Genomic DNA, 1982 nt, shown 5'->3' with positions numbered 1-1982 from the left:
GGGTCTCCTTCTTTTTAACGGTTGAAAAAACTTTTGAATGATGTGCTTTCAATTAACTTTTTTGGTAACCCTTGCTGCCCGTTACCCAAGCGTTATGTGTAAGTTAAAAGGAGTCCTATGGCAAGACAAGAGACCATTCTGAGCGTCTTCGTTGCATCACCAAGTGACGTTGATGAAGAGAGAAACCGACTTGAAGAGGTCATCCGTGAATTGAACACTGCATGGGCTGGCGAGATAGGTATTCGTCTTGAATTGATCCGCTGGGAAACGCACGCCTATCCCAGCTTTGGTGAGGACGCTCAAGCTGTGATCAATGATCAGATACCGGATGACTACGATTTGTTCATAGGTCTGATGTGGTATCGTTTCGGAACGCAAACTGGTCGCGCTGGCTCCGGGACAGCCGAGGAATTCCAACGGGCCAAGAAACGGTTCGACCAAGACCCGTCATCCCTCCAGTTGATGATCTACTTCAAGGATGCTCCCGTCCCAGTAGCACCATCTAAATTGGACCATGCTCAACTTACCAAAGTTGCTGAATTTCGATCTGATCTCGAAGACAAAGGTGGCCTCTATTGGTCTTTTGTTTCCTTAGAAGACTTCGAAAAGCTGGTGAGACTTCACTTAACCCGGCATATACAGACATGGCGGTCTAAGCACTCAGTGGTAACACAAGACAAGTCTGATATCAAACCATCAATTGAGAATGAGGATGCCTCGGATTCGGGATCTTTTGATCTTGAAGACGAGCCAGGTATATTAGACTTGATGGAACAGTTTGAGGACGAATTCACTACTATCACGGAAATAACTGAACGAATTGCAACTGCAACTAATGAAATAGGCGAAAAGATGAGTGCCCGTACCGTCGAAATAAAGCAGTTTGCCTCAGGTCCAGATTCCACCAATCGGAAGGAAGCCAAACGCCTTATCTCAAGGGCGGCTGCCGATATGGACCAATACGTTCAACGGATGGATGCTGAGATACCAATCTTTGGCCAACACCTCAACATAGGCATGAATGCTATCGTTAAGACCGCAGCGATGACTATTGAATTCAAGGTCGAATCGGACGATCTTATGCAAGCCAAAGAGAACCTTGTGGCTGTCCGTGGATTCTCTGATTCCTTGACCAATGTCGAACACCAGATTACTGAGTTTCAAGATAAGATTGCTTCTCTGCCGCGAATGACTACCTCATTGAACCGGTCAAAACGTTCGATGGTCAATGTTCTCCAGCGACTAATCAACGAGTTCCGCAATGGTCATGCCATGGCAAAAGAAGCCGAAGCTTCATTTGCTTCTATCATAGATCAATGATAGCTGGGTATATGCGCACATAACAGGCGGGTGAACCGGACAGCAAGGGTCTCCTTCTTTTCAACGATTGAAAAACTTTTGAATGATGTACCTTCAATCAACTTTATTGGAAACCCTTGCTGCCCGTTACCCAAGCGTTCGGGCTATAAGGAGATTTTCACATAATGTCTAATATTCGCATCCCAATGGCAGTATGTGCAGCTGTTGCTGAAATATTAGTTGGCACAGGCTCACACGCAACACTGGATGCAATTTTTGAAGCTGCTGGCGCCATCGGTTCACCTCCGGGCCTTCCTCATCATTCAAAATGGAAAACATGGTTATTCACGGCAGGGAAAAATCCTGAATGTGACAGCCTCGCTTTAATTGGTAATCTAATTGAAGAATTTATGGATCTCCCTCCCGAATCTCCATCAGAAACGGTCAATTTTTATGGCAATAATTATGATCCATTGGCTGAATATAATAGAAAACGTGAACGATTAAGTAATATTTTAGAAGAACATGGCTTTCGATATTATCAAGGTGGTAGAGTGCTTCCAAACGATAATATGCCTGTCACGCCAAACGTTAAGATGTCAGAAAAGCAGCAAGACACTGAACCAAAACGTCCTTCTTCTGTCGAGGAACTACTTCAAATTATCATAAAAGGATTGCCTAGG

2 protein-coding genes are annotated in these 1982 nt (G+C 44.6%); both read left to right on the top strand.

Annotated elements, in window-relative coordinates:
• Positions 1–117: 117 nt before the first annotated feature.
• Positions 118–1320: a DUF4062 domain-containing protein gene (locus BLT94_RS21635; protein WP_092238829.1), complete on the top strand. Its 1203-nt coding sequence runs from the start codon at positions 118–120 to the stop codon at positions 1318–1320.
• A 164-nt stretch (positions 1321–1484) separates the two neighbouring features.
• A partial coding sequence (locus BLT94_RS21630) for a hypothetical protein (RefSeq protein ID WP_217641267.1) occupies positions 1485–1982 on the top strand: 498 nt, incomplete at its 3' end.

Origin of the sequence: Desulfobacula phenolica, assembly GCF_900105645.1 — a bacterium.
Classification (GTDB): domain Bacteria; phylum Desulfobacterota; class Desulfobacteria; order Desulfobacterales; family Desulfobacteraceae; genus Desulfobacula; species Desulfobacula toluolica.
This window is presented reverse-complemented; position numbering and strand designations above follow the sequence as displayed.

Coding starts and splice junctions, on each gene's coding strand:
- BLT94_RS21635 (WP_092238829.1), top strand. CDS start 118: ATGGCAAGACAAGAGACCATTCTGAGCGTCTTCGTTGCATCACCAAGT.